We start from the raw sequence: 23,514 nt of genomic DNA on the forward strand, positions 1-23,514 counted from the left end.
CTGTCAATCGACCACGAGGCGGGGCTTGCCGTCCGTGATCTCCATCTTGCGGTAGAAGCAGGAGCGGCGCCCCGTATGGCAGCAGCCGCCGTCGCCCGCGACCTTCACCTTCAGCAGGAGCGCGTCCTGATCGCAGTCGATTCGCATCTCCAGAACCGTCTGGACCTGCCCGCTTGTAGCGCCCTTGTGCCAGAGCTCCCCGCGGGAGCGGGACCAGTACCAGGCCTCGCCGGTCTCGAGGGTCCTCGCCAGGGCCCCCGCATTCATGTGCGCGACCATGAGGATCTCGCCCGTCGCGACATCCGTGGTGATGCACGTGACCAGCCCGTCCGCTCCGAAGCGGGGAGACAGGGTGCTGCCCTCCTCGAGCTCGGCCTTGGAGCCGGGGGGTGGGAACGGAGTGGATAGGGTCATGTGAGGGCCTCAGCCCCGGCCGTTGCGCACCAGGGTGAGGAAGCGCACCTGCTCGGCGGGGTCCTCCTTGAAGACACCTGTGAACTGGGTCGTCAAGGTCAGGGCGCCAGCCTTCTGGATGCCGCGCATGGACATGCACATGTGCTCGGCCTCGATCATCACCGCCACGCCGCGCGGCTCCAGTGCTTTGACCATGGCCGAGGCGATCTGGGCCGTCATGGTCTCCTGGGTCTGCAGGCGGCGCGCATAGGCGTCCACGAGGCGAGCGAGCTTGGAGAGGCCGACCACCCCCTTCGTGGGGTAATACGCCACATGCGCCACGCCGAAGAAGGGCACCATGTGATGCTCGCAGTGCGAGTAGAAGGGGATGTCGCGCACGAGCACGATATCGTCGTAGCCTTCGACCTCGCTGAAGACCTTGTCGAGGATTTCGGCCGGATCCTGGTCGTATCCTGAATAGAATTCCCGGAAGGCCTTGGCCACGCGCTTGGGCGTGTCCAGAAGCCCCTCCCGCGTCGGGTCATCGCCGGCCCAGCGGAGCAGGGTGCGGACCGCCGCCTCGGCCTCCTCCCGGGTCGGGGCCGCAACAGGCTTGTCGGCGGCTGGATTCAGGCGCACGGACAAGGACTTGACGACATCACTCACGAAGGGGCCCCTTTCGTCATTCTTCAATTCAGGAAGCGTTGCGGCTTCCAAATTTTCTAGCTTCTTCTCCGCTCGCGCTGGTCAGAGGCTCGTTTCGGAGGTCAGCTACCATCATATGGGTTCGATACCCATTTTGTGTATTAGATACCCAGCCGGAGTTAAAGGGTATATTCCCAAACGTAATGTCACATCCCGTTATGTTGAACGATATCTACAGCCGACGCATTCTCGAACTCGCCGCCGACATCCCGCATCTCGGGCGGCTGCCCGACGCCGATGCCTCGGCGACGGCGCGCTCCAAGCTCTGCGGTTCGACGGTGACGGTCGATCTGAAGCTTGACGGTGATGTGGTGACGGCTTTCGCCCACGACGTGAAGGCCTGTGCCCTGGGTCAGGCCTCGTCCTCCATCTTGGGGCGCCATGTGGTCGGCTCGACGGTGGGGGAACTGCGGGACATCCGCGAGGCGGCCACCCGCCTGCTCAAGGCCGGCGGAGATGCGCCCGAGGGCAAGTGGGAGGATCTGAAGGTTCTGGAGCCCCTGCGGGACTACAAGGCCCGCCACGCCTCCATCCTGCTCACCTTCGACGCCGTCGTGGATGCCCTCGACCAGATCGAAGCACGCCGGGCTGCGGGCACGGAATAATGCCGAGCCCCGTTCAGAAGGCGGCCCATTGGGCGATCCGAGGCTACCAGCTGACCCTGTCCGGCCTTATCGGCCGCCAGTGCCGCCATCTGCCCTCGTGCTCCGAATACACGGACGAAGCGATCCAGCGGCACGGCTTCTGGCCCGGGGGCTGGATGGGCGTGGCGCGGATCTGCCGCTGCGGGCCCTTCGGCACCCACGGGCTCGATCTGGTGCCTGAAACGTTGCCCGGGGGCGCCTCCTGGTATAAGCCGTGGGCTTATGGTCGCTGGAGGGGCGTGAATGCGCCGAAAAATCCCTCCGCGATTACCTGTGAGGCGGTCGAACCTAACGACCGCCGCGATTTCTAAAAAACCCCGATCGTGGGGACCACGCTTACCTGCTTCGTTGGCAGGAGTGAGCCAAGGAGACGTTTTGACATGATCACCCTGACATTTCCCGATGGCGCCCAGCGCCAGTACGAATCCGGCATCACCGGCCGCGAGATCGTGGAAGGCATCGCCAAGTCGCTGGCCAAGCGCACCGTCGCCATGGCCCTCGACGGCACGGTCGCCGATCTCGCCGACCCGATCACCCGCGATGCCAAGATCGAGTTTCTCAACCGCGAGGACCCGCGCTCGCTGGAACTGATCCGGCACGATTGCGCGCACGTGCTCGCGGAAGCGGTGCAGGAGCTGTTCCCGGGAACGCAGGTGACCATCGGCCCGGTGATCGAGAACGGCTTCTACTACGATTTCGCGCGCAACGAGCCCTTCACCCCGGAGGACTTCCCGGCCATCGAGGCGAAGATGCGTGAGATCATCGCGCGCGATAAGCCCTTCACGAAGGAAGTGTGGAGCCGCGACAAGGCCAAGAAAATCTTTGCCGAGAAGGGCGAGTCCTACAAGGTCGAGCTCGTCGACGCGATCCCGGAAGGCCAGGACCTTAAGATCTACTTCCAGGGCGACTGGTTCGACCTCTGCCGCGGCCCTCACATGGGCTCCACCGGCAAGATCGGCAACGCCTTCAAGCTCATGAAGGTGGCGGGCGCCTATTGGCGCGGCGACTCGAACAACGCGATGCTGACCCGCATCTACGCAACCGCCTGGGCCTCTCAGGAGGAGCTGGACAACTACATCCGCCAGCTCGAGGAAGCCGAGAAGCGCGACCACCGCCGCTTGGGCCGCGAGATGGACCTGTTCCACTTCCAGGAGGAGGGGCCGGGCGTCGTCTTCTGGCATCCGAAGGGCTGGACGGTGTTCCAGGAGCTGATCTCCTACATGCGCCGCCGCCTGAAGGGCACCTATCAGGAGGTCAACGCCCCGCAGATCCTCGACAAGGCCCTGTGGGAGACCTCCGGTCACTGGGGCTGGTATCGCGAGAACATGTTCGCCACCCAGACCGAGGACGACCGGGTCTTCGCGATCAAGCCGATGAACTGCCCGGGCCACGTGCAGATCTTCAAGCATGGTCTCAAGTCTTATCGCGACCTGCCGCTGCGCTTGGCCGAGTTCGGCAACGTGCACCGCTACGAGCCGTCCGGCGCTTTGCATGGCCTTATGCGCGTGCGCGGATTCACGCAGGACGACGCGCACATCTTCTGCACGGAAGAGCAGCTTGCGGACGAGTGTCTGAAGATCAACGACCTGATCCTCTCCACCTACGCCGATTTCGGCTTCGACGAGATCGTCGTGAAACTCTCCACGCGCCCTGAAAAGCGCGTCGGCACCGACGAGATGTGGGATCATGCAGAGGACGTGATGACCCGCGTTCTGAAGCAGATCGAGGATCAGTCGGGCGGGCGCATCAAGACCGCGATCAACCCGGGCGAGGGCGCCTTCTACGGGCCGAAGTTCGAGTACGTGCTGCGCGATGCCATCGGCCGCGACTGGCAGTGCGGCACCACGCAAGTGGACTTCAACCTGCCGGAGCGGTTCGGTGCCTTCTATGTCGATGCCGACGGCCAGAAGAAGACGCCTGTCATGGTGCACCGTGCGATCTGCGGCTCCATGGAGCGCTTCACCGGCATCCTGATCGAGCACTTCGCCGGTCACTTCCCACTCTGGCTCGCGCCGGTGCAGGCGGTGGTCGCTACCATCACGTCCGAGGGCGATGAATACGCCATGGAGGTGGTGCGCGCCGCCGAGGCCGCCGGCCTGCGCGTCGAGGCCGACCTGCGCAACGAGAAGATCAACTACAAGGTCCGCGAGCATTCGCTCGTGAAGGTGCCCGTGCTTCTCGTGGTGGGTCGCAAGGAGGCCGCCGAACGGACGGTTTCCATCCGCCGCCTCGGCAGCCCCGAGCAGAAGACCATGACCCTCGATGAAGCCTTGAAGGCGCTCGCGGCCGAGGCCGTGACACCGGATCTCAGGCGGGTTGCGAGAGCGGTCTCTGAGCCGGAAGGCCACGCGACGCTCGACGGGCATCACGTGGTCGAGCGGACGGTCGCTTAAAATTCGTTTGAGCAAATGAAGGCGGTGCTTCCAACCGGAAGCACCGCCTTTTTTATCAAACTCAACCTCATCCTGAGAGGCTGGCTCATAAAACGGAACATGCCTCAGTTTCCGTCACGGCCGTCCTCGGACTTGATCCGGGAATCAGTCCCAGCCATCCCGATGCTGAAAAGCGTTGCGCCTCACCGCATCGGGATCACCGGCACAAGGCCGGTGATGACGCGAGGGGGCTGCCGGTCCTGTCTGAGCCAGCCTCTCAGGATGAGAGCAGAATGAGAGGAGGCGGCCTTAGCTCGTCTGGCGCTGCCGTCCGCTGGTGCGGCCGCCCGGTGCGGTGTCGGCCGTCGTTCCAGCCGACCCGCTGCCGGGATTGCCCGTGGCGGCGCCCGCATCCCCGGCCTCCGTGCCCGTGGCATGCGTGCCCTGGCGCTGGCCGACGCGCAGGTTGTTCTGCACGTGGGTCACGCCCGAGACGGATTCCGCGATGTCCTCGGCCCGACGCCGCTCGTTGCGGTCGCGCACCGTGCCGGTCAGCGTCGCCTCCCGGTTCTGGACCTGCACCTCAATCTCCGAGGCGTCGAGCATGGCATCGTCGGTCAGGCGCTCGTTGATGTCCTCGCGGATGCGGTCATCCGAGCGCTGGTAGCCTTTCGGACCGCGGCCCTGGTGCTCGCCCCGGCGGACCTCGCCACGGCTGGCCGTGGCGTCGTTGCCGAAGCGGGTGTTGCCGGGTCCCATGCCGTAGTTGCTGTGGTCCCGGCGCTCGTTGACGAGGCTCCAAGTCCGTTCGCGATCCTGCATGCGGCGGTCGTCCTCGCTGCTGTCGTCGCCGGGCCGGGCGCGTTCGCCCGTGATGGTCGAAGCGCCGTAGCGCGGGGGGTGAAGGCCCCTGCCTGCGGAGCCGCGACCGGCGAACTCGTCGCCGTAGCTCTGGTAGCCTTCGCCGCCGAAGCCGCCGCGCATGCGGGAGTCGCGGGCGCCTTCCTGGCCGGGATAGCCGAAGCTGCCGAAGGCGGCGCGCACGTCGTCCTCCTCACGGAAGCGGAACAGCCTGCTGTTCCGGCTCCGGGAGCGATCCTCCTGGCCACGGCCGTGCGCGCGGTAATCGTGCGGGCGGTGCCGGTAATCATCATCCCGGCTCGCGTCGCTCATGCGCCGCTCCAGTTCGCGGCGCTCATCCGCCGTCAGGCGGGCCTCTCCGCCGCCTCGGGTCTGGTCGGCGCGGGCACGCGTGGGCGTGCCGGAGCGGTCGGGCTCGGACGGGATGGAAATGCGATGCAGGGCCTGGGAGGCCTCATCCTCGACGTCGGTCGCCAGATCGCCGAGCGCCACGATGCCGACGAGATGCTTGTCGTGATCGACCACGGGCAGGCGGCGGATCTGGTGGTCGCTCATCAATTGGACAATGTGGTCCACATCATCGTCGTCGAAGCACCACCATACATTGTCGGACATGATGTCCCGCACCCGGGTGCTATCCGGGGCAAGGCCGGCCGCCGTGGCCCTGACGGTGATGTCGCGGTCCGTCACCATGCCGCGCAGGCGCCGCCCGTCGCAGACGGGCAGGACGCCGACATTCATTTCATCCATGAGCCGTGCCGCTTCCTGAATGGTCCGTTCCGGACTCACCACGCGCACGTTGCGGGTCATGATCTCTGCGACTTTCATGAGCTTCCTCTCCTGCAAGGTCACGCCTTGGGAGTGCGGGCTCATGCGCGGCGCGACCTGTCATCGGTGTTCGGTCAATGCCGCGAGGCCGGAAAGGTTCAGGAATCAGGGCTTGGCGAGAACCTCGATGTCGCGGTCGAGGCCGCTCTCGATCTTGAACTCGCGGGTATAGACCTTGCCCTCGTGTCGGGCGATCAGGATGTATTCGCCCTCGGCCAGCGTCACGGACGGGAACGCCCCGATGGCCTCACGGATCACGTCGCCGCCGGGGGTGAGCACGCTGAAGGCCGTGCCGGCAAAGGCTTCGCCGCCTTCCGATGCGACCAGCTTCATGGTCACGATGGCGGCTCGGTGGTTGAGGGTTGCCTCGGTGACGCGGCCCGACTCCACCTTCAGGTCGCTACGCATGATGGCATTGGCATCGCCGTAGGTGGAAACGATGTGGTAGGTCCCCTCGGGCAGGCGGATCATCTCGTTCGCCTTGGCGTCTGCGATCACGAGCCGCCCTTCCGAGTTCTGCGCCTCGGGCACATAGACCGAGAAGGCGAGGCGGTTTGCCGGGATCGGGCTCCCGCTGACCGCGCCTTTCAGCTGAAGGGCGCCCGCATTGATTACCAGGCGTTCGTTGAGATTGCCGCGCTGCACGCTGATGCGCTTCGAGGCGCTGGCGAACCCGTACGCCACATGCACGATGTAGTTGCCGGGCGAGAGCGTGAAGCTCGGCGCCGGGCTGGTGGAGCGGGCGACGATCACCGGCTGGGAGGCGTCCCCGCGATCCTCGTAGATCCGCCAGACCAACCCCGAGCGGATCGGCTCGTTGCTCCCGGCAAAGGTGGCCCCGGCATTCACCGTCACCTGCCCGATGGAGATCGGGGGCAGGTTCTGGGACATGGACGGCACGGCAGGAGACTGGGCCGAGACTGGGCACGCGGCCAGGAGAGCCAGAAGACCGGGAATGCAGGAGCGTGGGTTCACGAAAAGGAGCATCATTCGAAAAGTGCGCCCGTTACCGGAGCGGGGAGGCAATGGCGGTTTGAATCGTCTCGTCCTCGCTCTTCACGATATCGGACGCGGCTGCAACAAGATTTTCCAGGGACATCGGGCGAAAATGGAACTCGACCCGGTGCCGTCCCGGGCCGACCTCGACCCCGCGGAACAGGAGATTGGTCCGCAGGATCGGGCGGCGCTCGCCATCCACCCAGGCTTCCCAACCGGGATAATGGATGTCGTGCAGCACCAGCACGCCGTCGGCGCTGCTCTCGACCTCGAGCGTCACCGAGTTCCTCTGGTAGCTGACGATGCGCGCCTGGCCCTTGGCTTCTTCCGTCTTGGAGCCGGCCGGGGAGTATCGGGCTTTGAGGAGCGGCAGGCTTTCATGATCGATGAGGGCTTCCGTCTCGCGGTTGAACTCCGGCAGTTCCTCCTCGCCGAGCACGGCCTCCGAATCCACCGGGCTCAGATGATGGGCCACATAGGCGCGTGGACCGGAGGCGTTCAGGCGGTAGATCCACATGCGCCCGGCACCGTAGACCACCTCGGCATCGGTCAGGCGTGGGAAGTGACGGGGCAGCTTGTCGGCGGGGCGGTCGAGGACGAGGTAGTCGAGCCCGAGCAGGCTCGCGAGATCGCATTCGTAGCCGCGGAAGCTGGTCGGGAACTGGCGCAGGTTGGGGTCCTCGGCATTCTCTCCCGGCCCGATGGCCCGCTCGTAATCGGCGAGGCGGAGGGGGTTGTAGCCGATGATATCCTCAATCCCGAGCACCATGGATGCGTTCTGCCAGGCTCCCTGCAGGCCGAGAATCTCGACGCGGGGGTATTCGCCACGGGCATTCCGCTCGGCGAGTTCGCGCTTGAGAATCTGGAGGCCCTGCAATTGCTCGGGCGGCAGCTTGGTGAAGACCGTGTAGCGCTCGGCCGGTTCCGCATTGAGAGCGGAGGCCGCATGGCGCCCGATCAGCTCGGCGCCCGTGAGGCTGACCAGCACGAGCGCCATGGCGCCACGCCAGCGCGGAGCTCCGCTCATCTTGGCGATGGCCAGAGCCGCTGCGGCGGCAACTGCAAGGCTCACGCCGATCTCGATCAGGGCCGGAGAGACATGCCCGCCCTTGACCGCGAAGGACAGGGCGCTGGCGATGGCGGCCATCACGAGCCCCAAGGCGAGCAGGGGCGGGACGGCCCAGAAGCGGCCGAGGGAGGGCCGGTTCCATCTCGGGAGACCCTCCACCGCATAGCGATGCACCAGATATCCGCCCGCGAAGGCCAAGGCGATGTTGACCAGGAAGGTGGCGTCCGCCGGCCTGCGGTAGAGGTTCACGCCCGGCATGTGATCGAAGATGAACTCGAAGCCAGGGGTGTAGCGCCCGAGGGCGTAGAGCAGGGCGGCGATGCCGGTCGCGAGGAAGAAGCGGAACTCGCGGGCGAACAGGCGCCCTCCGGCGATGCCGTGCCAGATCAGCAGGAGGGCCGGGATCGTGCCGATGAAGAGGTAGTTCGTCGCCCGGTCGGTCCAGGTTCCCTCCGCGAGGCTGTGCCAGTCGGGACCCCAGTAATCGTAGGTCCAGCGCAGGGAGCCGAACACATTGCCGAAGAGCACGGTGGCCAGGCTCTCAGGCGGAAGCGACCCCATGGCGGCCACGCCGAAGCCGAAGGAGGGGCGCGTCGAAGTGGCGAGGAACTGCATCGTCAGGACGACCGGCACCGCCATCAGCGCGGCACCGATGGCTCCCATGGAGAGGAGCAGTCCCAAGCGGGACCGGAGATAGGCAAGGGGACGGGGAGCGGTCCAGACGCGGTGAGCGGCTGCCGCAATGAGGGTCAGGGCGCAGAGGAAGGCGACCTGATCCCGGCCGAGGACCATGAGGACCGCGCTCAGCGCGAACAGCACGCCATAGCGATAGGAGCGGCGGTCGAGCGCCTCCTCCAGGAGCCAGAAGGCCAGGGGGAAGAAGCCGTAGCTGAAGATCATGCCCGTATGCTGGAGCCGGGCCGTGGCCGAGCCGCCAAGCATGAAGACCAGCGCGGCCGCCACGGCGCCGGCCGAGTGCCAGCCGCGCCGGCGGAAGATCGGCACGAAGGCGAGGGCGCCGGGCAGGAAATGGGCGAACACTACCACGTCGAAGACCTGCATGGACGGCTCGGGCACGAGCCACCCGAACAGCAGCATGGTGGGCGTGAAGAGAAGGGATTGAGGGTCCGCCGCCGAGGGGTGGCCGCCGAAATGGTAGGGGTTCCAGAGCGGCAGTTCCCCGTGGGCCAGGGCGGTGCCCAGGTAGCGCAGGGTCGGGTAGAACTGGTTCTTGGAATCCCAGGGGACGACCGTTCCGGTCAGGGGCCAGACCGAGGCGGCGAGCGCCCAGGCGGCCAGGATGAGACCGAAGGCAATGAGCGTCTCGCGCCGCGACCAGGCGTCCGGAGAGGCGTGGCTATCGGATCCGAATAAGGATGTCTGCATTGCTTTCAAGCGGCGTCGCGCCGGTCCGTCTCACCCTCCGGCACTGCCCCTCGACCTGCCGCCGCAGGCTGCCGGAACCGCCAGGGTTGAAACCTGCTTGGCGTCTGACCGCACTCCCCCTATACATCCGCTGCTGCTTCTTCTGTGGCAGCGGCCCGTCCTTTGGACGCCCGCGCTCCCTCAAGCGCATCAAGACGGCGAGACCATGGCAGGCCTGAGGCCCGCCTTGCTCGCAGCCTTCGTGAGCATCACCTTCATTGTTCCACATTATTCAAGCCGGATGAAGAGCCCATGAACGATAGCCTTTCCCGCCTTCTGCAGCGCCGCTCCGTCCCGCCGCGCTGGCTGGGCGAGCCGGGGCCGAGCGAGCCGGAGATCGCGACCCTCCTGAGGGCAGCCTCGCGGGTGCCGGACCATGGCAAACTGGTTCCCTGGCGGTTCATCCTCATCCAGGGCGAGGCCCGCCAGCGCCTCGGCGAGGTGCTGGCCGCAGCCTTCCAGGCGGACAACCCGGAGGCCGGCGAGGACAAGGTAGCGGCCGAGCGGGGGCGCTTCGCCCAGGCGCCCCTGGTGGTCGCCGTGGTGTCCCGCGTCGTGCCGCACGTGAAGATCCCCGACTGGGAGCAGGTCCTCTCGGCGGGCGCCGTCTGCATGAACCTGCTCAACGCCGCGACGGCCCTCGGCTACGGCGCCTCCTGGCTCACCGGCTGGGCCGCCTTTGACCGGCGGGTGCTCGACGCACTGGGCTTGAAGCCTGATGAGCGGATCGCCGGATTCATCCATATCGGCACGGCCAAGGAGACCCCAGGCGACCGGGACCGGCCCAGCCTCGATGATATCGTGACTCGGTATTAATGTGATGTTCTACGAAACCTCAGCCAACGCCCATGGCCTGCCGCACGATCCGTTCAAGGCTATCGTCACGCCCCGGCCCATCGGCTGGATCACCGCCATGAGCGCAAAGGGCGAGGTGAACCTCTCGCCCTATTCGTTCTTCAACGCCGTTTCCGAGCGCCCGCCCATGGTGGCCTTCTCCTCGGCGGGGAAGAAGGACGCGCTCACCTTTATCGAGGAGACGGGTGAGTTTGTCTGCAACCTGGCGACCTACGACCTGCGGGAGAAGATGAACCTTACCTCGGCGGTTCTGCCGCGCGGCGAGAGCGAGATGGAGCATGCGGGCCTCGGGTCCGCACCGTCCCGGCTGGTGAGGCCGCCGCGGGTGGCGGGGGCACCGGCGGCGCTCGAATGCCGGTGGCTCCAGACCGTGCCGCTCAATCCGTTGGGCGGCGGCGATCCGTCCTACTTTCTCGTGATCGGCCAGGTGGTCGGGATCCATATCGACGACCGCTACATCGTCGACGGCCTCGTCGACACGGCCGCCATGCGTCCCATCGCCCGTTCCGGCTACCGCGATTACTTCGTGGCCACCCCGGAAACCAAGTTCTCGATCACGCGGCCAGGGGGCTGACACTCCGAGCCTCGGTTCTCACCGGCCGAGCCTCTCCGCCCGAGAATATAAAAGGCCCGCGATGGGAAACCATCGCGGGCCTTTCGCTTGTTCAGGCTTCGAACGTCGGCTGGATCAGATGATGAAGAAGTCCTTCTCGGTCATCTTGAGGTTCTTGGACAGGGTGGCGATCTCCACCTGCTTGCCCTTGCCGGAGCCGTCGGCATCGTAGAAGAGCTTGCCCTTTTTGCTGTCGTAGATCACGTAGTCGTTCTTATCCTTGGCTTTGTCGCCGATTGTGAAGAACTTCTTGTTGAGCTTCGCAGGGTTGGCTTCGGTGCCCTTCTTGCCGAGCTTGCTGAACACGGCATTGTCGAGCCAGAAGCTGTCGTCCTTGACCTTGAAGTCGAGGATCTTGTCCACGTTCGACTTGGCCGCCTTGGTGTCGAACACGAACGTGTCCCTGCCCGACTCACCCTTCAGGGTGTCCTTGCCAAGGCCACCCCAGATCTTGTCGCTGCCCGAGCCACCATAAAGCTTGTCGTTGCCTGCGCCGCCGGAGACCGTGTCGTTGCCGGCGCCAGCCTTGAGCACATCGTTGCCCACGTTGCCCGAGAGGACATCAGAGGTCGAGGTGCCGGTGAGTTTCTCGCCGGCAACGTCCGTCAGGTCGATGGTGATGGTCTCCTCATAGGAGTTGTTCTCCGAGTCCGTCGCCCGAACGCGGATCGTGTGGAACGTGGCCTGCTCATAGTCGAGCTTGGAGCCATCAGCGACGACGATGGACGTTACGCCATTCTCCGTCTTGAGAGCGAAGCGCCCACCAGCATTGTCCACCAGAGCGAACGTGAGGGCATCGCCTTCAAGGTCAGAGCCGGTGAGCTGGCCGACCGGGGTTCCGACGACCGAGTTCTCCTGCACCTTGTTGCTGGACAGGGTAATATCGGCGGGCGCGTCGTTGACTGCATTGATTGTGATGGTGACGACCTGCTCGGTTGTGTACCCGTCATCTAAATCTTGCACCAGGATGGTGAAGGTGTCCGTGCCGTTTACGTTGCTTGCCGGCGTGTAGGTGAACCTGCCGTCGGCAGAGAAGGTTACCGTACCCTTCTGCGGATGGGCGCCCTCTTTGAGGGAGTATTCCAGTACATCATTATTCGGATCAGTGGCGCCGATCTCGCCGACAAAGACGGTGTCCTCGTTCGTGGTGACGTCCTGGGTTGGTGCGACAACGGGGGCCTCGATAGCACGATCAGCCGCGGCGAGCGCCGTGACGATCTTACCGTCGCCGAAGAACTTGCCGCCTTCGAGGTCGTTCCTGGCCGCCAGCATGCGAACTCCAAGCGCGGCCATATAGGCATCGTCGTCGAGGTCCGTCACGACGTCGGCCAAGACCTTGGTGAATGCGGAGTCCGCAAGGACTGCCGCACGGGCGACCGCGTCAGGATCTGAGCTTGAAGACCACTTCTCGATGAGTTCTTGGCGATGGTTGTTGACGAGCTCAATCGTTTCCCGGATGGCGACCGTCATCTGCTCGGCTGTGGTCGCAGCATCAAGCGCGGTGATGAATTCGAATTTGGCGTGCTCGACGTCTATCTGCAGCCTTACCTCGGCCGTGATAGCCTCGAAGGAGGCAAAATCACCAAACAGAGTCTTGACCTCAAGTATACCCAAGCCGATGGCCTTCTCACGACCCTGGTTGTCGGGCAGTTCGTTCAGCTTGGCGAGGGCATCCGCGTCAAGCATAAGCGAGGGGATGGCTTTGATGGCCGCCAGAACTTGGGCGTCGGTCGTGGCGTCGTTGATTACCTCAAGCAACTCCGCCTTCATCGCAGCGTCTGCGGCGAGGAAAGCATCGGAGATCTTGACCACGCCGAAGAACTTGCCGTTTGCAAGATTCTCGCGGGCTGCCAGCACGCGGGCACCCAACTCAGCCATGTAAGCTGCATCGTTCACGTGGGTTGCAATCTCGGCGAGAGCCTTCGTGTACGGGTCGGCCTTGAGAGCCGTGACGCGGGCGTCGAGAGCGTCATTGCCCTCGATGGCATCCCACTCATTTATAAGGTCTTGACGGTGATCGTTGACGAGTTCGACGGTCGACTTGATGGCGGCCGCCATACCTTCGTCCGTCGTGGCTGCGTCGAGAGCGTTGATGAACACGTACTTGGCGTGCTCGACGTCAATCTGGCGCCGGACTTCAGCAACGATAGAATCGAGAGATGCAAAGTCGTTGAAAAGTGTCTTGATCTCGAGGATTCCCAGACCAATGGCAACCTCACGGCCTTGGTTGTCAGGAAGCTCATCGAGCTTCAAAACGTGATCTGTGCCGAGAAGAATTGAGGCGTTGTCCTTGATGGCCGCCAAGACCTCGGTTGGGGTGTCGGCCTCGTTGAACGCGACCACCACAGCATCAATGGCCTCGTCGGCCGTGGCAAGCGCTGGGATAATTCTGCTGTCGCCGAAGAATTGGCCGCCCTCAAGGGCATCTCGGGCCGTCAGCATACGGGCACCCAATTGTGCCATATATGCATCGTCGTCGAGGTGGGTCACGATCTCTGCCAGAACAGTGGTGTAGGCAGACTGCTGAAGAACACCGGCAAGATTGACGGCCTCGGAATTCAGGCCATCGGCCAGCAGGAAGGCGATCAGATCCTGGCGATGCTGATTGACTAGTTCCACCGTCTCCTTGATAGCGGCAGCCATCTCTGTGGCCGTTGTGGCGCCATCAAGTGCGGTGATGAATTCGAACTTGGCATGCTCAGTGTCGATCTGGCTCTTGACTGCTTCCGCGATGCCTTCGACCGAAGTGAAGTTGCCGAAGAGTTGCTTGAACTGGACAATTCCCATGCCGATAGCCTGTTCGCGGCCCTGATCGTCGGGAAGGTCGACGAGCTTCTGCAGGTATGCGTCACGGGTTTCCCCAGTGAACAGAATTGCGGAGTACTCGGTGTTCTTGATCGCAGCCAAAGCATCTTGCCAGGTCGCGGCCGTGTTGAATGCGGCAATCAAAGCGTCAGACATTTGAAATCCCCCAAACTCGCCTGCTGGCGAGGTTCTCACAGCGGCGGCCACCTGGGCCGGCCGCTTCAGCGTTTCTCGGTTCTTTGTCTGCCCTGCCGCTAACAACCACGCGGGGAGAGGGCGATGTGTGGTTTCGTAACGTTAAAGAGCACAGCGATGGGGAGTCGCTCATTACCCATATGGGGAGTTGATAACGTTTCAAAAACTGTATAAATAAGTAGTGTCCCGAGGGAAGTGCCTGCCTATTTGGGCAGGTGCTCAAGGGCATACAGTTTGGTAAGGCTACAGCCGTCAAGGGATGCCAACATCCTTAACCGGCAGGGTTTAAGAAGACCTTTCGGGCTGGTCGGTAGTTTTTAGTGTAGAGTTGACCGCAGATGCCGGTGACAGAAGCTTTCTATGAGGCTGCCATCATTCCAGAGCTGTGGAAGGAGGCGCTGAACCAGGCAACTGAGGCCTGGGGCGCAGACGGCATCATCGTGTCCTCGTACCCCGAGTGCCTGAGCGGCTATCTGCCATCCGACGGGATGGAGGAGTTCTGCAGTCGCTTCGTCAGTCAAGGTTGGCACAAGCAAGATATCCGGGCAGTCCGCGGTCTCGCCTTTGTGCGCAAAGGCAATGAACTCGCCACCGATCTCGATCTTTTCACGCCGGATGAACTGAAACAGCTTCCTTTCTATCGCGACTTTCTCGACTCTATGGGGTTTAACTGGTTCGCCGGTGGTCTCCTGGCTGAGGGAGGCGGGTCCCAGATCACCCTCTCCGTTCATCGGAAAGCCGGCAGAGATCCGTTCCTGCAGGCGGATCTCGCCCGCATTCAGCGCGACCTCCCGCATGTGAAAAGGGCCGCTCGCCTCGCCGCGAAGGCTCGCATCTCCTATGCCGAAGGTCTCGTCGACAGCCTAGAGCGGCTAGCCTGTGGCGCAATCCTGATCGACTGGCTTGGCCGCGTTATTCGCATGAACAAGAAAGCTGAGGGTTACGTCGGGAGCCACATCGAGGTCACCTCATCACGCCTCCGGTCAAGGCACCGCGAGAACAGAAAGACCCTGCAGGAGCTTGTGGCTACCTGCACACAGCCGCTTGGCGAGCGCGGTGAAAAGTCCATTACGTCCGCCCTGCTGCACCGCCCCAACGAACTTCCCCTTGTCGTTCATGCTCATCCCATTGTGCGCAAGGCATCCGATGTTTTCCAGGGAGCCTCCGGCCTTCTGTTGCTCAGCGATCCAGCAGAGCAGCGGATCCTCGACGCAAGAGCATTGCAGCAGATGTTTCAGCTGACGCCCTCCGAAATCCGTATCTCCGCAGAGCTTGCAAAAGGCCTGGACACACAGCAGATCGCGAGCGAGCACGGCATTGGTGCCAATACCGTTCGCTATCATCTGAAATCGATCTTCGCCAAGACGAGCACGCATCACCAAGCCCAATTGGTCAGTCTGCTTTCCCGCTTCTCCGACCTATCTGACCTCAACTAAGGGTGTTTATCCGCCCTAGATGACGAGGAAGTCCTTTTCAGTCATCTTCAGGTTCTTGGAGAGAGCGGTGATCTCCACCTGCTTGCTTTTCCCGGAGCCATCAGGGTCGTAGAAGAGTTTGCCCTTCTTGCTATCGTAGATCACGTAGTCGTTCTTGTCCTTGGACTTGGCGCCCTTGACAAAGAAATCTTTGATCAGCTTGGCCGGTTTCTTTTCCGTCCCCTGTTTGCCGAGCTTGGTGAAGACTTTGTTGTCGAGCCAGATCGTGTCGTCCTCGACCTTGAAATCGACGAGTTTGTCCTTGTTCCTGCTCTTGTGTGGCTTGGTGTCGAACACGAAGACGTCCTTGCCTGACCCACCTGTCAGCTGATCGTTGCCGAGTCTGCCCCAGAGCGTATCGCGGCCTGAGCCGCCCTTGAGAAGATCTGAAGAGGACGAGCCTATGGCTCTCTCGCGTGGATCGTCTTTCACATCGACGATGAAGGTCTCCTGGTAGGCGGCATTGGACCCGTCCTTCACCTGGACAGTCAGCGTGTGTGCCGTCGCCTGTTCATGGTCGAGCCTGACACCGTCCTTCACCACGACTCGACCATTGCTGATGGCGAAGCGCCCGTCGGCATCGTTCGTCAGGGAGAAGGTAAGGGTGTCACGGTCGACGTCGAATCCCTCAAGCGCTCCCACGAGCGTTCCGGCCGTGGCATTCTCCTCCACGGCGGTGTTCGACAGAACGATGTCGTGCGGCCTGTCGTTCACCGGGCTGACGGTGATCGTGAACGTTCTCGGCGGACTCTGGGCACCGTCGGCGTCAACCACCTGATACTGGAATGTCACGGTGCCATTGAAGTTGGCCACCGGTTGGTAGCTGAAGGCTCCGTCATCATTGAATTTCAGGCCTTGGACGGGCTGTACCAGCGTGTAGGTCAGCTCTCCACCGTCGATGTCCGCGCCAGGAGGAACCTGTCCCGTCATGACGGTGTCTTCAGCGCTTGAAGCGCGGTTGCCCGTTTCCGCTGCCTCCGGGGCATCGTTTTGCCCCGTGACGGTAACCGTTATCGTGGTGGCTGCGGTTCCATCCAAGGATTCAACCGTCAGCGTCTGCTCTATCTGCTGATTCTTCCCGAGGGATTGTGCTGCACTGTTGAGCGTGAAGGTCCACTCACCGGTGGTGCTGTCGAAGGTGAATGTCCCGTACTCCTTTTGAAGCTCGCTTTCTGCGACGGCCTTGAATCGGCTTTCGCCCCAATCGCCGTCCTCGATGGTCAGGAGCCCCCCGATGCTTTGCTGGTCGTCCTCACTCATCGCGCCGGAACTGGCGCCGGAGATTACGGCGTCGTGAGCAGCATCGATAGCCCTGTCTGCCAAGTCGAGCGCAGCGATCAAAGCATCTGTGTCGTGGAACAAATCGCCCTGGAGTGCGGACTGCATCCTGTCGGCAAGCTCCGCCAGATAATCTTCGTTACCCAGATGCGAGCTGACTTCGCTCAGTATGGTGGTATAGGCTTCAGCCTTCAGCTCATTTGCCCGCACAACTGCATCCGGGTCACTACTGGCGAGCCACTCGGCAATCAGGGCCTGCCGGTGCTGATTGATCCGTGCGACATGGATACTCAGTGCCAAACCCATGGAATTGGCGTCCTGCGAGCCATTGATCGCCGTAAGAGCTGCAAAACGGCCATGTACCATGTCGATCTGCCTCCCTACTGCCGCTGTAATCTGCTCAGGCGAGGTGAAGTCTCCAAACAGCGTTTTGATTTCAATCACCCCAAGCCCGATCGCCTCCACATACGCAACGTCAACATAAAGCTGCTCAAGCTTTGCGAGATGATAGGGATCGAGCAGAGTAGATGCGTTGCCTATGATCGCGGCGAGCATCGCCTCCCAGTCTGCCGCTTCATTGAAGGACGTGATGATGCTCCTGGATTCGAGCGCATCAGTGGCATCGTCGAGAGCCTGGACAACGCTGTCGAGATTATCGAAAGGCCCATTCTCCTGATGGGCTAACATCATTTGGGCCGCCAGAGCATCGAGGTAGGCTCCGTCGCCGAGCCGGGCGGAGATTGTTCTCAAAACCGTCGTGTAGAGTTCGGCTTCGAGTTCGGCAGCCCGGGCTCTGACGATCGGGTCATCGCTTGAGGACCATTCCTGGATGATACCTTCCCGGTCGTCGTAGAGCGGTTGAATCCGTTCCAGGGCGATCCGGATGTCCTCCGCGGTGCCCGCCGTTCGAAAGGCGAAGACGAAATCGTGCTTGGCATATTCGATATCGATCTGCCGCTCTACGACCGCCTTGATCTGCGTGAGGGATGCGAAATTCCCAAACAAGATCTTGATCTCGTTGACCCCGAGACCGAGCGCTTGTTCGCGATCTCCGTCGGCCCGTAAGGAGGCGAGCTTCTCTATATGGAAGGTCTCGAGAAGCGCTGCGGCATTGCTTTCGATGGCGGTCAGGACTTGAGCCCAAGTGGTCGCTTCATTGAAGACCGCAACAATCGCATCGGACATCCGAACCCCCGTGCCTGTTTGTGCGTGGCGTCCTCTGACGATGCCAATAACATTCCGCTCGCCAAGCGTTGACGATGCAGTTGAAGAGCGGAGTGCTCTTCATATCGATGGGGAATCGAACAGATGTCGACTATCTGTTTGAAGAGGATCAAGGTTGTTTTGGCTGCTTACTCTGCGGCTTTATGCTTGATGATGGCTAGGGCTAAGGAATAGATCGCTGAAATTATAACTGATGGTTGAAGTATAGTTTGTTCTTGCTTGTAAGTAGCAAAGATGGTGCCGCAAGCTCGTCCGGCTTTCCCGGACAAGCCCCCTTAATGCTTTCCAGCGCGCCTCAGCAGGCGCTCGGCCCGCAGCAGGTGTGGCCGGTCCAGCATCTCGCCGTTGACGCCGACAACGCCGGCTCCCGGAGTGGCCTTGAAAGCCTCGATCACCGCTTGAGCCCGTTCGACCGCCTCCCGAGACGGCGTGAAAGCTTCGTTGATGATCGGAACCTGGGCCGGATGAATTGCCATCTTGGCGACGAAGCCGTCGCGCCGTGCCTCGCGGCACTCGGCTTCCAGCCCTGCCATGTCGCGGAAGTTGGTGAAGACGGAGTCGACCGCATCGACGCTCGCAGCCGTGGCGCCCAGCAGGGTGAGCGAGCGGGCGAGGCGGTACGGGTCCGTGTAGGCGCCATCCGCATTTCGGTTTGTCTCGGCTCCGAGATCGGCGGACAGATCCTCGCCGCCCCAGGCAATCCCCATGAGCCGGTGGCTCGCGCCCGTGAAGGTACCGAGCGCGAAGACGCCCGCTGCGTTCTCGGTCGCGATGGCAAGAATGCGGGTAGCGCCATCATCGAGGCCGAACTCCGCCTCGCGCACGGCGAGCTTGGCGCCCAGATGCGCCACGTCCGTGCCGCCGACGGTCTTCGGCAGAACGACCCCGTCGGGCCCGGCGCGCATCACGCCGTCGAGATCCGCATCGATGAGGCCGGTCGTCAGGCCGTTGACGCGCACGAAAAGACGGGGGCGCTCGGTGTTCGTGCGCTGCGCGGAGAGGAACTCTGCCGTGACGCGCCGTGCTTCCTCCTTGGCGGACAAGGCCACCGAATCCTCGAGGTCGATGAGGAGGACGTCCGCTCCGGATGTCAGGCCCTTCTCGAGCTTCCGGGGGCTGTCGCCCGGCACGAACAGCAAAGAGCGCATCAGGCGCTCCTCTTGCGCATGAAGGCCTGACGGCGGCACTCGGCCACGAGGGTACCGTCCTGCTTGTAGGCGCGATGGATGAACTCGACGATGCCTGCATCGGGACGCGACTTGGATTCGCGCTTGGTCACGATCTCCGTGGTCGCATTGATCGTGTCGCCCTCAAACACGGGCGCCGGGAACGTCACATCCGTCATGCCGAGATTGGCGATGGTGGTGCCGACCGTCGTGTCGTTGACGGAAATGCCGATGAGCAACCCCAGGGTGAACAGGGAGTTCATGAGCGGCTTGCCCCATTCGGTTTCCGTGGCGCAGAAATGCGCATCGATGTGGAGCGGCTGCGGGTTCAGGGTCATGTTGGAGAACAGCATGTTGTCCATCTGCGTCACCGTCCGGGTCAGGCGGTGCTTGATGGTGGTGCCGATTGTGAAGTCCTCGAAATAGAGGCCGCCTCTCGGGTGCCTGCTCTCGTCGTTCATAACGTTGACCTCGCATTGTTGATCGGCACGTTGGAGCCCGTGCCTTCCTGGTCGTCAATATCCGAACTGCTCCCGCAGGATGCGCTCGTCAAGGCTGTGGCCCGGATCGTGCAGCATCACGAGATCGACGCTGCGGTCCATGGAGACATCCACGCGGGACACATTGCGGAATTCGGTGTGGTCGGCGACCGCACTCACGGGGCGGTTTCCCGACTCCAGAACTTCGATCTGGATCTTGGCATAATCCGGAAGCAGGGCGCCGCGCCAGCGGCGCGGGCGGAAGGCGGAGATCGGCGTCAGGGCGAGCAACGGCGCGTTCAGCGGCAGGATCGGCCCGCCGACCGACAGGTTGTAGGCGGTCGACCCGGCCGGGGTCGCCACCAGGATGCCGTCCGCGCTCAGTTCTGGAATCCGCACGCGGTTATCGACGCTCACCCGCAGTTTGGCGGCCTGATAGGTCTGGCGCAGCATCGAGACCTCGTTGATGGCCCGTGCCGTGTGGGACACGCCCATCACGTCCCAGGCGACCATCAGGAGCGGGTGAACCACGCTGCGCTCCGCCGCCTCCAGGCGCTCGAACAGGTCATCCTCCCGAAAATCGTTCATCAGGAAGCCGACGGTGCCCTTGTTCATGCCGTAGATGGGCTTGGCCGTCCCCATGAACTGGTGGAGGCTCTGCAGCATCAGCCCGTCGCCGCCGAGCGCCACGATGACATCGGCCAGTTCCGGCGAAACGTTCGCGTAGCGGTCCTGCAGGACCTGGAGCGCACTCTGAGCGTCAGGGGCGGCGCTGGCCACGAATGCGATGTTGTTGAAACGACGGGCCATGCCCAGTTACCCTCGCTGCATTCCATAGGCTGCGGAGGAAAGGCATAGCATGGATCGCCCGCTACTCGTCTATACGACCTTTCCCGATGTGGACATCGCGCTGTCGATCGGGGAGGGGCTGGTTCGCGACCGGCTGATCGCCTGCATCAACGTGCTGCCGGGGATGCGGTCCGTCTATGCGTGGAAGGGGGCCATCGAGCGGGGGCAGGAGGCCGTTGCCATCCTGAAGACCCGCAAGGGCCTTCAGGATCAGGTGCATCGGGCGCTGAGGGAACGCCACCCGTACGAAACGCCGGTCGTTCTCTTCATCGAGCCGACCGGCGGGGATGCGGCCACCCTGGAGTGGCTTGTTGCGGAGACCGCCGGCGAGCTGCCTTAGACGGCCGGGCTCCACTGCACCGGCACGAACCGGTAGCCGTTGCCTTCCCTGGCGATGTGGCCCGTGGCCGGGAACGGAGCGTGGTAGAAGGCGACCTGCGCCCGGTCGGATGCGGCCATGTCCAGCAGGCGGCGGCGGGTGGCGCGGGCCTGGTCGGCATCCATGTCGAACACCGCCGACCAGTCCGGATTGCGCACGAACAGGGCCGGGTGGTTCGTGGTATCGGACATGATCATCATCCGGTCGTTGCCGGAAGACAGCATGTACACCGTGTGACCGGGCGTATGGCCGGGAGCGGCCACGGTGGTGAGGCCCGGCACGACCTCCTTGTCCATCTCATAGCGCTTCACATCGTTCGCGATGGGGCCGAAGACGCGGCGTGCGCCCTGGAAGGCGCCCTTCATGCCCTCCGGCGCCTGGTTCATGCGCGCATCGTCCATCCAGAAGGCCCATTCCGCCGCCGGGACCATCACCTCCGCATTCGGGAAAACGGCTGTGCCGTCCTTCAGGCGCAGGCCGTTGATGTGATCGCCGTGGAAGTGGCTGATCACGACCGTGTTCACCTGGGCAGGGTCGAAGCCGGCGGCCCGGAAGTTCGCCATCATGCGACCGGAGGTCGGGGCTCCCATGTCGCCGTTGCCGGTGTCGATGAGGGTCAACCGGCCGCCGTTGTTGAGCACGAGGGTGTTGAAAGGGATCGGCAATGCGTTGGTGGGCAGGAAGGCCTCCTGCATCGCCTGCTGAACCTGGGGCAGCTCCGCATTGCGAACGAAGCCCTCAAGGGGACGCTGGGCGAAGCCGTCATTGATCGCCGTCACCTCCATGTCGCCGACCTTGTAGCGGTAGAAGCCCGGCGCCTGGCGTGAGCCCGATCCCTGGGCAGGGGTCGATGCGGGGGCCGAGGAGGCCGTCTGGGCCAGGGCTGGCCCGGCCATGGGCGCGACGGCAAGAGCGGTGCTGGCGAGAACGGTGCGGCGTGTGATGGTCATGAGCGTCTCCAGGCGTGAGAGCAGAACCCTAGAACGGCCATGCTTTCAGGCAAGGGAACCGTCTTTCACAAGTCAGCGAGCGCGACAGGTCGCGGTTCTTATCTGCCTTGAGTGAGATGGTGCAGGGCGATGCCGCTCGTGGTCGCGACGTTCAGGGAGTCGAAGCCTCCGGCCATGGGGATAGAGACGGTTCGGGCCCGCGCCAGCAGTTCGGGCGGAAGCCCCGGCCCCTCGGCCCCGAGGAGCAGGGCCGTTCGCCGGGCCGGTCGGACCTGCGAGAGAACCTGCATGCCTGAGGGGGAGAGGGCCATCACTTCGAAGGAGGCGGCCTCCAGGGCCTGCACAAGAGCATCCGCCGACGGAGCCCGCGTGAACGGGACCACCAGGGCTCCGCCGACGGAGACGCGCACGGCCTTTCGGTAGAGCGGGTCGCAGGTTTCCTGGTCGAGCAGGACGGCATCGGCCCCGAAGGCGGCGGCATTCCGGAAGATCCCGCCCACATTGTCGTGGTTGGCGAGCCCGATCAGCCCGACCACGAGCGCCTTCTCGGGCAGGCTTGCAAGAAGGGCTTCGACCGGAGGCAGGGACGGGCGCCGGGCAACGGCGAGAATGCCCCGGTGGATCGGGAAGCCGACGATCGCGTCCATGACCTGCCGGTTCGCCGTGTAAACCGGAACGTTCGAGGGAAGGAGGGCGAGCGCGTCGCTCAAGGTCTCCACCCGGCCCTCCGCCAGGAGAAGCGATTCGATCTCGAAGCGGGGCTGCCTGAGCAGAACCCTCAGAACCACCTCGCCCTCCGCCACGAAGCGGTGCTGGCGCCCAGCGAGATCCCTCTCCCGAACGGCACGGTAGGCTTCGATTCGCGAATCGTCAGGATCTGAGATGGCAACCAGCATGGAACTCCGCCGGGATACGAGGCGCTGTCGGTGGTCCGCCTGTCTAATCCCGGATCGCAGCTTTGCCTATGCGCAGTGCCGGGCGGAACAAGGACTTTCCATTCCGGTTAGCCCTCTAAGGACAGTCAGGGCCGCATCTGCCGGCCCACCGAAGGAGTAGGACGATGTGGGACATAGCCGATGGTTGGGTTTGGGCACTGGTGATCGTCGGCGGTCCGTTGCTGATCGGCATCTTCATGGCCGTAGCCAGCAGCCGACGCCGCAGGCTGACGCGAACCGAGCAGAAGATCTCCGACGAGGTCGCGCACAAGAACTGGGGCAAGGAGCAGATTCGCTAGAAATCTCGGGTCTCAGCGTACAGGGACGCTCCCGCCGCTGGATCGTTGCTGCGGCTGCGGCGTGCTGCTCAATTGCTCGTGCTTCGGTCGGGTCGCGGAGACTCGGGGTGGCTGCCCGAGGGGCAGGCCATCTCCCGTGACAGCCGCGTCGCCAAGACCCCGGCGATGACCGCAGAAGCGAGTGCGGCCGAGCCCATCATGTTCAGCAGGATCGCTTCCATGGGTGCCTCCGGTGCAAGCGGGAGGAGCTTAGGTGTGATCGCGAAAATCACTGCCTGGGAAGACGGGCTACCTCGGCGGGTGGCATGGCTCCCGATGGCTCCCGAAAGCGACATCCATTTGAGGCCGGGCCGAGCGAGCCAAAAATCGAGCTCACATGGAAACAAAATGCGCTCTCGCCCGTCGGTAGGAAGGCCTGACGAGAGGATAGACCATGAGCAGCTATATAAGACCAGTACTCGCCGGACTTCTCCTTGCAAGCGTGAGCGGAGCGGCAAGCGCTCAGACGACCCCAGCCACGAGAGCCTGTATGCCCGGCGAGCGGGAGGTCGGTGGCATATGTCAGCCCCTGACCGGAACGCCTGACCGGCCGAGCACCAACAATCTCCAGCAGCCGAACACGACGGGAAGTACCGGTGGGCCCACGACGGGCAACCAGAATACGGGCGGTTCCACCGGGCAAAGTGGAGGCCCCGCTGGAGGGCCCGCGACAGGTAACC

At 63.4% G+C, this 23,514-nt stretch carries 20 protein-coding genes; 8 read left to right on the top strand and 12 right to left on the bottom strand.

All coding sequences use genetic code 11. The features are described from left to right. Positions 1-3 precede the first annotated feature (3 nt). Both hisI and folE read right to left on the bottom strand, forming a co-directional pair. Entirely contained in the window at positions 4-414 is a 411-nt protein-coding gene (gene hisI, locus JAO75_RS05815; protein ID WP_199047470.1) for a phosphoribosyl-AMP cyclohydrolase, read from the bottom strand. Between the two features lie 9 nt (positions 415-423). Then, positions 424-1,059 carry a GTP cyclohydrolase I FolE gene (folE, locus tag JAO75_RS05820; RefSeq protein WP_199047472.1) on the bottom strand — a complete coding sequence of 212 codons (636 nt, stop codon included), beginning with the start codon at positions 1,057-1,059 and terminating at the stop codon, positions 424-426. Positions 1,060-1,256: 197 nt separating this feature from the next. Here folE and JAO75_RS05825 point away from each other — a divergent pair, with 197 nt between their 5' ends. The 3 genes from JAO75_RS05825 to thrS all read left to right on the top strand — a co-directional run bounded on the left by JAO75_RS05825 (position 1,257) and on the right by thrS (position 4,135). Then, a complete protein-coding gene (locus tag JAO75_RS05825; protein WP_199047474.1) occupies positions 1,257-1,703 on the top strand; it encodes an iron-sulfur cluster assembly scaffold protein in 447 nt (148 codons plus the stop codon). Further along, positions 1,703-2,053: a membrane protein insertion efficiency factor YidD gene (gene yidD, locus JAO75_RS05830; RefSeq protein ID WP_199047476.1), complete on the top strand. Its 351-nt coding sequence runs from the start codon at positions 1,703-1,705 to the stop codon at positions 2,051-2,053. Before JAO75_RS05825 ends, yidD begins: the two co-directional genes overlap by 1 nt. Positions 2,054-2,122: 69 nt before the next feature. After that, positions 2,123-4,135, top strand: a complete 2,013-nt coding sequence (thrS, locus tag JAO75_RS05835) for a threonine--tRNA ligase (RefSeq protein WP_199047478.1) — start codon at positions 2,123-2,125, stop codon at positions 4,133-4,135. 288 nt (positions 4,136-4,423) lie between these two features. Here the strand turns inward: thrS and JAO75_RS24765 are convergent, their stop codons facing one another. From JAO75_RS24765 to JAO75_RS05855, 3 genes are all read right to left on the bottom strand, one after another. Continuing rightward, positions 4,424-5,803, bottom strand: coding sequence for a CBS domain-containing protein (locus JAO75_RS24765; protein WP_246742385.1), 1,380 nt, complete (start codon positions 5,801-5,803; stop codon positions 4,424-4,426). Between the two features lie 105 nt (positions 5,804-5,908). Beyond that, entirely contained in the window at positions 5,909-6,793 is an 885-nt protein-coding gene (locus JAO75_RS05850) for a hypothetical protein (protein WP_199047480.1), read from the bottom strand. Between the two features lie 16 nt (positions 6,794-6,809). Beyond that, positions 6,810-9,254 (bottom strand): glycosyltransferase family protein, encoded by a 2,445-nt coding sequence (locus tag JAO75_RS05855; RefSeq protein ID WP_199047482.1) that lies wholly within the window; start codon positions 9,252-9,254, stop codon positions 6,810-6,812. A 291-nt stretch (positions 9,255-9,545) separates the two neighbouring features. Here JAO75_RS05855 and JAO75_RS05860 point away from each other — a divergent pair, with 291 nt between their 5' ends. Together JAO75_RS05860 and JAO75_RS05865 are read left to right on the top strand one after the other, a co-directional pair. Beyond that, on the top strand, positions 9,546-10,109 hold the full coding sequence (locus JAO75_RS05860; RefSeq protein ID WP_199047484.1) for a nitroreductase family protein: 564 nt from the start codon (positions 9,546-9,548) through the stop codon (positions 10,107-10,109). Positions 10,110-10,113: 4 nt separating this feature from the next. After that, a complete protein-coding gene (locus JAO75_RS05865; RefSeq protein ID WP_199047486.1) occupies positions 10,114-10,722 on the top strand; it encodes a flavin reductase family protein in 609 nt (202 codons plus the stop codon). Positions 10,723-10,836: 114 nt separating this feature from the next. Here JAO75_RS05865 and JAO75_RS05870 read toward each other — a convergent pair whose 3' ends face one another. Beyond that, the gene (locus tag JAO75_RS05870) at positions 10,837-13,722 is read right to left on the bottom strand and encodes an Ig-like domain-containing protein (protein WP_199047488.1); all 2,886 of its coding nucleotides are present in this window, start codon (positions 13,720-13,722) and stop codon (positions 10,837-10,839) included. 377 nt (positions 13,723-14,099) lie between these two features. Between JAO75_RS05870 and JAO75_RS05875 the strand changes: the two genes are divergently transcribed. Then, positions 14,100-15,197, top strand: coding sequence for a helix-turn-helix transcriptional regulator (locus tag JAO75_RS05875; RefSeq protein WP_210340178.1), 1,098 nt, complete (start codon positions 14,100-14,102; stop codon positions 15,195-15,197). Between the two features lie 15 nt (positions 15,198-15,212). Here JAO75_RS05875 and JAO75_RS05880 read toward each other — a convergent pair whose 3' ends face one another. The 4 genes from JAO75_RS05880 to JAO75_RS05895 form a co-directional block, all read right to left on the bottom strand. Then, entirely contained in the window at positions 15,213-17,699 is a 2,487-nt protein-coding gene (locus JAO75_RS05880; protein WP_199047492.1) for an Ig-like domain-containing protein, read from the bottom strand. 314 nt (positions 17,700-18,013) lie between these two features. After that, complete coding sequence (locus tag JAO75_RS05885; protein ID WP_199047494.1) at positions 18,014-18,886, bottom strand: HpcH/HpaI aldolase/citrate lyase family protein; 873 nt, start codon at positions 18,884-18,886, stop codon at positions 18,014-18,016. Continuing rightward, positions 18,886-19,365 (bottom strand): MaoC family dehydratase, encoded by a 480-nt coding sequence (locus JAO75_RS05890; RefSeq protein ID WP_199047496.1) that lies wholly within the window; start codon positions 19,363-19,365, stop codon positions 18,886-18,888. Before JAO75_RS05890 ends, JAO75_RS05885 begins: the two co-directional genes overlap by 1 nt. Before the next feature lie 54 nt (positions 19,366-19,419). Beyond that, positions 19,420-20,193, bottom strand: a complete 774-nt coding sequence (locus JAO75_RS05895; protein ID WP_199047498.1) for an NAD kinase — start codon at positions 20,191-20,193, stop codon at positions 19,420-19,422. 49 nt (positions 20,194-20,242) lie between these two features. Here JAO75_RS05895 and cutA point away from each other — a divergent pair, with 49 nt between their 5' ends. After that, a complete protein-coding gene (cutA, locus tag JAO75_RS05900) occupies positions 20,243-20,572 on the top strand; it encodes a divalent-cation tolerance protein CutA (protein WP_199047500.1) in 330 nt (109 codons plus the stop codon). On the opposite strand, the gene JAO75_RS05905 is transcribed toward cutA, so the two are convergent. Both JAO75_RS05905 and JAO75_RS05910 read right to left on the bottom strand, forming a co-directional pair. Further along, positions 20,569-21,561: an MBL fold metallo-hydrolase gene (locus JAO75_RS05905; RefSeq protein WP_199047502.1), complete on the bottom strand. Its 993-nt coding sequence runs from the start codon at positions 21,559-21,561 to the stop codon at positions 20,569-20,571. The two genes, cutA and JAO75_RS05905, sit on opposite strands and share 4 nt — an antisense overlap. Positions 21,562-21,659: 98 nt before the next feature. Then, complete coding sequence (locus tag JAO75_RS05910) at positions 21,660-22,457, bottom strand: TrmH family RNA methyltransferase (protein ID WP_199047504.1); 798 nt, start codon at positions 22,455-22,457, stop codon at positions 21,660-21,662. Between the two features lie 164 nt (positions 22,458-22,621). Here JAO75_RS05910 and JAO75_RS05915 point away from each other — a divergent pair, with 164 nt between their 5' ends. After that, positions 22,622-22,795, top strand: a complete 174-nt coding sequence (locus JAO75_RS05915) for a hypothetical protein (RefSeq protein WP_199047506.1) — start codon at positions 22,622-22,624, stop codon at positions 22,793-22,795. Positions 22,796-23,514 lie beyond the last annotated feature (719 nt).

It is taken from the genome of Microvirga splendida, assembly GCF_016427565.1.
Classification (GTDB): Bacteria; Pseudomonadota; Alphaproteobacteria; order Rhizobiales; family Beijerinckiaceae; genus Microvirga; species Microvirga splendida.

What these genes read in the sequence shown, in the direction of transcription:
- JAO75_RS05850 (WP_199047480.1), bottom strand. Translation starts at nt 6,793, where the DNA reads ATGATGCTCCTTTTCGTGAACCCACGCTCCTGCATTCCCGGTCTTCTG.
- JAO75_RS05885 (WP_199047494.1), bottom strand. Translation starts at nt 18,886, where the DNA reads ATGCGCTCTTTGCTGTTCGTGCCGGGCGACAGCCCCCGGAAGCTCGAG.
- JAO75_RS24765 (WP_246742385.1), bottom strand. Translation starts at nt 5,803, where the DNA reads ATGAAAGTCGCAGAGATCATGACCCGCAACGTGCGCGTGGTGAGTCCG.
- JAO75_RS05875 (WP_210340178.1), top strand. Translation starts at nt 14,100, where the DNA reads ATGCCGGTGACAGAAGCTTTCTATGAGGCTGCCATCATTCCAGAGCTG.
- JAO75_RS05915 (WP_199047506.1), top strand. Translation starts at nt 22,622, where the DNA reads ATGTGGGACATAGCCGATGGTTGGGTTTGGGCACTGGTGATCGTCGGC.
- hisI (WP_199047470.1), bottom strand. Translation starts at nt 414, where the DNA reads ATGACCCTATCCACTCCGTTCCCACCCCCCGGCTCCAAGGCCGAGCTC.
- JAO75_RS05880 (WP_199047492.1), bottom strand. Translation starts at nt 17,699, where the DNA reads ATGTCCGATGCGATTGTTGCGGTCTTCAATGAAGCGACCACTTGGGCT.
- JAO75_RS05865 (WP_199047486.1), top strand. Translation starts at nt 10,114, where the DNA reads ATGTTCTACGAAACCTCAGCCAACGCCCATGGCCTGCCGCACGATCCG.
- thrS (WP_199047478.1), top strand. Translation starts at nt 2,123, where the DNA reads ATGATCACCCTGACATTTCCCGATGGCGCCCAGCGCCAGTACGAATCC.
- cutA (WP_199047500.1), top strand. Translation starts at nt 20,243, where the DNA reads ATGGATCGCCCGCTACTCGTCTATACGACCTTTCCCGATGTGGACATC.
- JAO75_RS05905 (WP_199047502.1), bottom strand. Translation starts at nt 21,561, where the DNA reads ATGACCATCACACGCCGCACCGTTCTCGCCAGCACCGCTCTTGCCGTC.
- yidD (WP_199047476.1), top strand. Translation starts at nt 1,703, where the DNA reads ATGCCGAGCCCCGTTCAGAAGGCGGCCCATTGGGCGATCCGAGGCTAC.
- JAO75_RS05825 (WP_199047474.1), top strand. Translation starts at nt 1,257, where the DNA reads ATGTTGAACGATATCTACAGCCGACGCATTCTCGAACTCGCCGCCGAC.
- JAO75_RS05910 (WP_199047504.1), bottom strand. Translation starts at nt 22,457, where the DNA reads ATGCTGGTTGCCATCTCAGATCCTGACGATTCGCGAATCGAAGCCTAC.
- JAO75_RS05855 (WP_199047482.1), bottom strand. Translation starts at nt 9,254, where the DNA reads ATGCAGACATCCTTATTCGGATCCGATAGCCACGCCTCTCCGGACGCC.
- JAO75_RS05895 (WP_199047498.1), bottom strand. Translation starts at nt 20,193, where the DNA reads ATGGCCCGTCGTTTCAACAACATCGCATTCGTGGCCAGCGCCGCCCCT.
- JAO75_RS05890 (WP_199047496.1), bottom strand. Translation starts at nt 19,365, where the DNA reads ATGAACGACGAGAGCAGGCACCCGAGAGGCGGCCTCTATTTCGAGGAC.
- JAO75_RS05870 (WP_199047488.1), bottom strand. Translation starts at nt 13,722, where the DNA reads ATGTCTGACGCTTTGATTGCCGCATTCAACACGGCCGCGACCTGGCAA.
- JAO75_RS05860 (WP_199047484.1), top strand. Translation starts at nt 9,546, where the DNA reads ATGAACGATAGCCTTTCCCGCCTTCTGCAGCGCCGCTCCGTCCCGCCG.